Consider the following 6224-nt stretch of genomic DNA (forward strand, 5'->3'; position numbering starts at 1 on the left):
AGCAGCTGTTGGACCTGGGTTTGAAGTGTCTCTATATAGGCAAAATGATTGAAAAAGGATGTAGTAGGAAGTGATGGTTAGTGAGAATACCAGAAGAGCTGGCTGAGTTAGGAAAGAAAAGAATATCTAATTTTCCTGTCGAGGGATTTGTATATGGATCCGGGCCAAAACATCCAAAGTTTATGCTTGTTGGAGAAGCACCAGGTGAAACGGAGATTGGTAATGGAATTCCCTTCAGTGGTAGGGCTGGAAAAGAGTTAATGAAGTTTCTAGAAATGGCTGGTGTCAGTAGGGATGAGGTTTATATAACAAGTGCTGTTAGAAGCCGCCCTTATAAGTGGGGAGAAAAAAGGGAGCGTAATGGGGATGTTATTAAGAGAAAATATAATCGTCCTCCTACAAAAAGAGAAATATTGGCACATGCCCCTATACTGGATTATGAAACGCTTCATGTACAGGCTCCGTTAATCGTGACATTGGGGAATGTTGGACTAAAGAGGTTGTTAGGACCCGATTATTCAGTGACAACAAACCATGGACAATTCATAAACAGTCCTATCCTGCGTCTGGCTTCAAAGGAGTGGACAACCTATGAGTGGAGTGAGAAAAATTATTTAATTTTCCCCACCTTTCACCCTGCTTCCATTTTCTATAATCCTAGTCTTCGTGCATTGATTCAGCAAGATATGGAGAAATTAAAGATTTGGTTGCAGCAGGGTGAATAGTGGATTTTTCCCTATTAATACCCCATTTCATTGAGTAGCTGAAGCATTAAATCTGGGCGATTGGTAATAATTCCATCGGCACCATTTTTAATCAGTTGTTTCATTTGGTCTTTATCGTCGATTGTCCAGTAATGGACATCCATCCCTCTTCGGTGTGCTCCGTCGATTAAATTTTTCTTAGTTAGATCGAAAATACTTTCTTTTACAGGAACTTCAATCGCATCTACTTTTGGTTGGTAAAGGTTGCGTAAGAATAAAGTATGATACACAACGAATTTTTTAATTTCTTGTTTTCCTCCTGCGAGGGCCACTTTTCCTTTGGAATATGAATTGAAAGTATCTATTATGGTTTGATCAAACGCGGCAATCAAAACTTTATCTTGCAACTTATGAATCTCAATCAGTTTCCATAGTTTTGCGGCGATCTCATCAATTCTTTCAGAAGGGTTATCATTTTTAATTTCCATAACCATTTTCATGTTGGGAAAGGTAGAGAAGACTTCTTCAACAGTAGGAATGTAAACACCTTTCCCTCTGTAAGAAAAATTCCCATCTAAGTCTTGGAATTGATATCCGGCATCAAGCTTCTGTATTTGCTCTAACGTCATTTCAGATACTTTTCCCACTCCTTCTGTGGTACGGTCTACAGTAGGGTCATGAATGGTGACAAGCTCGCCATCCTTTGTAATATGGATATCGAATTCAAGCGCATCAACTCCCATGTTTACCGCTTGTTGAAAGGCTACCATTGTATTGGTTGGAGCTAAATCTTCTCCTCCTTGATGAGCAATGACCATCGGTCGATTATTCTCAAAAAATGCCTTTGAAGCCCGTTTTTCAACTGGCCAAAAATTCACAATACCCATAAAAAGTATGATGAAAAGTAATATGCCCACCATAATAATTTTTTTGTTTGTTTTCTTTTGGATAATGACTGGATTTGTTTGTCCTTGCATGTTCATTCCCCTTCATATAATGAAAAGATTTAATCTAGTTTGAATCACTCTTATCTTTATTCGTTATCTGTCTCTAATCCCCTTTTAAATGGATGAAAAAAGGATTTCAGAAAAAGTAAATCGAATAATACATATTGAGGTGATGTTGGTGAGTAATCAAACTGAAATAAAAAACTATACACATAAACAATTAGCAACAGCTTGTTTTAATAAAGTATGGGATTTATTAGACAAAAAGAACAGAAACGATGAAGACAATGAACAGATGATTCATATGTGCCATACCTCATTCTGGCACTGGACTCAAGTGGAGGACCATACGCCAACCAATATGTCGGTTGGCTATTGGCAACTGGCTAGAGTTTATGCAGTAGTCGGTCAAGGAGAGAATGCATTGCGTTATGCTAAACGTTGCATAGAAATAAGTGAAGAGGCGGAGTTACCAGCATTTTTCACTGGATATGGGTATGAAGCAGAAGCAAGGGCACACAGTGTATTAGGAAATCATGTACAAAAAAAATTAGCATTAGAACATGCTCTTGAATTACTAGAACAAGTAAAAATTGAAGAAAGTAAAAAGTTATTGCAGCAAGACCTGGATGAATTAAGTGAAACTAATTAGTTCAGAGGCATGAAGAATCCCGATTACGCAAAGTGTAATCGGGATTCTTCATTGTTTATGAAATTACATAATCTAGAACTGTGAATAACTTATCAAATACGAATTGTCCGCGTCTAGCTACAGCGATTGCGTTTTTGCTCTTCTCATATCTCAAAAGAGAATGTATTAGTTAAACGTCATTTTCTGTAGGGATCCAATCTTGGGCCCATTTTTCAATTCCATGTAAGACTGGTTCAAGTGCCTTGCCTTTGTCGGTTAATGAGTATTCTATACGAACCGGTGTTTCCGGATAAACGTCACGTTTGACTATACCTTGTTGCTCTAAGTCTTTTAACCGTTCGGAAAGGACTCTCCCGCTAATCGAGATAGCGGATTCAATTGCACTAAATCTTTGCGGGCCTAAAAAAAGCTGATAAATAATGAGTCCAGTCCAACGTTGGCTTATTATGGACATTGCTTTTTCAAATCTTGGACAAAGTGAGGATTTGTTCATAATTAATCACTCCTATGAAGATATTATAACTAATATTTACAAAAAATAAAATTATTATATTTTATAATTTAGTTACTTGACGTATTTAAATAACGTATATATACTTACTTACATAAAGTAACTTACTTTCAAAACAATGAAATGAAGGTGAATCTATGCAATCTCAAATCACAATAGACTCCATTTCACTTAAAGTAGTTGATCTCAATAGATCCATTCAGTTTTACGAAGGAGTTTTAGGGTTTCAAGTTTTAGATAGGGGAGACGGCAAAGCAATATTAGGGATTAATCAGACCCCTTTTCTGTATATCAATCAGCCAGATGGAATAAAGCCGAAGGAAGCTAGAAGGACAGGATTATACCATTTTGCCATTTTACTGCCGAATAGAATCCAGTTAGGAAGCTTCCTAAATCACATGATTAACAGTGGGCATTCATTACAGGGTGCTTCTGACCACCTTGTAAGTGAAGCGATTTATTTAGCTGACCCTGATGGGAATGGGATCGAAGTTTACGCTGACCGCCCTTCAGATACTTGGAAATGGAATAACGGAGAAGTAGAAATGGCTTCTATTCCTTTGGATGTTCAAAATTTATTAGCCGTTTCCCAGGGCAAAGCATGGGTCGGGATGCCAAATGGCACTACCATTGGCCATATCCATTTACACGTAAAGGAATTAAATGAGTCAGAAAAATTTTATACAAACGGTTTAGATTTTGATGTGGTCACACGATATGGTGGGCAAGCGCTTTTTATTTCTTACAATCAATATCACCATCATATCGGGTTGAATACTTGGAATGGAGTAGGGGCTCCGGAGCCATCCGAAAATAGTGTTGGGATGGTCCATTACACCATTAAATTCAGAGATGCTGAAAAACTCAGCAAGATTATAGAGCAGCTGAACCTGTTAGGGGCATTGATTGTCCGAGAAGGTGAAAATTGGAAGACGATTGATCCTTCAGGAAATCAAATTGTCTTATCAGTTTAAATAACCAATAAAAGGAGAGAACATCATGGGATTATTAAATCAACTTTTCGGAAAAAATGAGCAAGCTAGAGAGGCAGAAAATTTTTACAGTGCAGTTCAAAATCGACGTTCTATATATGCAATTAGTAAGGAATCGCCAGTATCTGATGAAAGAATTCAAGAGGTTATTGAATTTGCAGTGAAGCACAGTCCTTCTTCATTTAACTCTCAAAGTGGAAGAGTGGTTGTATTATTAGGAAATGAACACGATAAGTTATGGAATATTACAACCGATACATTACGAAAAATCGTGCCAGCTGACGCTTTTGGGCCAACTGAAGAAAAAATGAATGCTTTTAAAAGTGGTTATGGAACCGTCTTATTTTTTGAAGATCAAAGTGTAATTGAAGGTTTGCAAAACGCATTCCCTACCTATAGTGACAATTTTCCAATTTGGTCTCAACATTCATCTGGGATGCTGCAATATGTCGTATGGACTTCTCTTGAATTAGAAGGATTTGGTGCAACATTACAGCATTATAATCCACTAATTGATGAAGACGTGAAGAAACAGTGGAATATTGAAAATAGCTGGAAACTTATTGCTCAAATGCCTTTTGGAAAGCCTGTTGCTTCAGCTGGTGAAAAAGAGTTCAAACCAGTTCAAGATCGAGTGAAGGTATATAAGTGATGCAAAATTAACCTCGCAAAAAGCGGGGTTAATTTTTTGGTGAATTTTTGAATAAGAATGATAATTATTATCAATAATAAAAATAAAAGAGACAACCAGGGGAATGATTGTCTCTTTTGGAAATTATAAGCCGCTTGGTTCAAACGTTTTGCAATCTGTTTCTCTGCTGTTGTCAGCTTCTTTTCCTTTATGGCTGACAACAAAAATTTGAGAAGCGCCACAACGCTCGCCTTCTTTGTTGTACACGCAATTTGCTACTTCGCATAATACATCTTGTGCCATCGTCATACACCTCCCCTCACTAAATAGGATTACCATACCTTGAAAGAGTCATACGAAAAAAATGAAGATAGATTAATAGTTTTAATTAAATTTTTTTATTAAATAAAAATTACATAGGTAAAGTTTGTCCCCGTAGAGAATATTTATGGAATAAAGAGTTTATGAATCATGGTTCATTCTTAAGGGGAGTGTGAAAATATGGAAGCGGTTGCAACCCAGCGAGTCGTGAAGAGAAAAAGGAATGTTAAACGACTATTTTTATGGATTAGCTTTGCCTTAGTAGTCATTTTATTACTGGCAGTAATAGGTGCAAATTTGTTCTTAGCAAGAGCCTTACCTCAAACAAAAGGGGAAATAAAACTGGAAGGTTTGATCGCACCAGTTACTGTAATAAGGGATGCTGACGGAGTCCCACATATCAATGCTAAAAATGAACACGATCTTTACATGGCACAGGGCTATATTCAAGCTCAGGATCGCCTGTTCCAGATGGACCTAAGTAGAAGACAAGCGTCAGGTCGTTTGAGCGAGGTCATTGGAAGTGCAACCGTTGAAAATGATAAATACTTCCGTACCTTAGGATTGAAAAGAGCGGCCGAAGCTTCTTTTAACGAGTATTCAAGAGAAGGAAAAGAGGTCCTTCAAGCCTATGCAGATGGTGTTAACCTTTATATTAATGAGGTAGAGAAGAATGGTAAATGGCCCGTTGAATTTACTTTTCTCGGTTATAAACCTGAAAAATGGAGCCCGGTTGATTCCTTGACGATTGGAAAATATATGGCTTTCGATTTAGGAGGCAATTGGCAAGATCAAGCTTTCAGACAATATTTACTGCAATCCTTCTCGAAAGAAAAAGCTTATGACTTATTTCCGAGCTATCCGAAAGAGGGACCTTTTATCATAAGTAAAGAAGAATTGGACATCGAAAAAAGCTTTGCGCAAGCTGTGGTTCCTTACGAGTTTAATGGAAGTAATAACTGGGTGGTGAGTGGGGATAAATCGGCATCGGGTAAACCATTATTGGCTGATGACCCGCATCTCTCCTTAAACACGCCTTCAATTTGGTATCAAATGCATTTGCAAGCTCCGACCGTCAATGTGAGCGGAGTAATTTTTGCAGGAATTCCCGGAATCATCCTCGGTCATAATGAGAAAGTCGCTTGGGGTGTGACTAATGTGGGGCCTGATGTTCAGGATTTATATATCGAAAAGCGTAATCCCGAAAACAAGGAAGAATTTTTATATATGGGCGAATGGGAAAAAGCCCAAATCATACAGGAACCAATAAAAGTGAAAGACGAAAAAACTATAGATTATGATGTGACCATTACTCGCCACGGTCCAATCATATCGGAATTTGCAGGTGATGCTGGAAAAGAAACAGCCCTTGCTTTAAGGTGGACAGCTCTAGATCCTTCTGCAGAACTTGAGGCTGTCTTAAATATGAACAAAGCCAACAATTGGAATGAGTTTGAACAAGCATT

8 protein-coding genes are annotated in these 6224 nt (G+C 37.8%); 5 read left to right on the top strand and 3 right to left on the bottom strand.

The genetic code is table 11. The features are described from left to right. Window positions 1–80: 80 nt before the first annotated feature. Window positions 81–725, top strand: a complete 645-nt coding sequence (locus DBX25_RS15330; RefSeq protein ID WP_108671682.1) for a uracil-DNA glycosylase — start codon at window positions 81–83, stop codon at window positions 723–725. Between the two features lie 14 nt (window positions 726–739). Here the strand turns inward: DBX25_RS15330 and DBX25_RS15335 are convergent, their stop codons facing one another. Then, the gene (locus DBX25_RS15335; RefSeq protein ID WP_108671683.1) at window positions 740–1681 is read right to left on the bottom strand and encodes a glycerophosphodiester phosphodiesterase family protein; all 942 of its coding nucleotides are present in this window, start codon (window positions 1679–1681) and stop codon (window positions 740–742) included. A 148-nt stretch (window positions 1682–1829) separates the two neighbouring features. Here DBX25_RS15335 and DBX25_RS15340 point away from each other — a divergent pair, with 148 nt between their 5' ends. Then, window positions 1830–2303: a hypothetical protein gene (locus DBX25_RS15340; RefSeq protein WP_240620339.1), complete on the top strand. Its 474-nt coding sequence runs from the start codon at window positions 1830–1832 to the stop codon at window positions 2301–2303. Window positions 2304–2472: 169 nt separating this feature from the next. Here the strand turns inward: DBX25_RS15340 and DBX25_RS15345 are convergent, their stop codons facing one another. Then, on the bottom strand, window positions 2473–2796 hold the full coding sequence (locus tag DBX25_RS15345) for a winged helix-turn-helix transcriptional regulator (RefSeq protein WP_108671685.1): 324 nt from the start codon (window positions 2794–2796) through the stop codon (window positions 2473–2475). 155 nt (window positions 2797–2951) lie between these two features. Between DBX25_RS15345 and DBX25_RS15350 the strand changes: the two genes are divergently transcribed. Then, a complete protein-coding gene (locus DBX25_RS15350; RefSeq protein ID WP_108671686.1) occupies window positions 2952–3788 on the top strand; it encodes a VOC family protein in 837 nt (278 codons plus the stop codon). A 25-nt stretch (window positions 3789–3813) separates the two neighbouring features. Beyond that, complete coding sequence (locus tag DBX25_RS15355; protein ID WP_108671687.1) at window positions 3814–4458, top strand: nitroreductase family protein; 645 nt, start codon at window positions 3814–3816, stop codon at window positions 4456–4458. 123 nt (window positions 4459–4581) lie between these two features. On the opposite strand, the gene DBX25_RS15360 is transcribed toward DBX25_RS15355, so the two are convergent. Beyond that, window positions 4582–4740 carry a DUF1540 domain-containing protein gene (locus DBX25_RS15360; RefSeq protein ID WP_108671688.1) on the bottom strand — a complete coding sequence of 53 codons (159 nt, stop codon included), beginning with the start codon at window positions 4738–4740 and terminating at the stop codon, window positions 4582–4584. A 198-nt stretch (window positions 4741–4938) separates the two neighbouring features. Here DBX25_RS15360 and DBX25_RS21435 point away from each other — a divergent pair. Beyond that, a partial coding sequence (locus DBX25_RS21435; protein ID WP_240620340.1) for a penicillin acylase family protein occupies window positions 4939–6224 on the top strand: 1286 nt, incomplete at its 3' end.

Origin of the sequence: Peribacillus acanthi (assembly GCF_003073175.1) — a bacterium.
GTDB classification, from domain to species: Bacteria; Bacillota; Bacilli; order Bacillales; family DSM-1321; genus Bacillus_BN; species Bacillus_BN acanthi.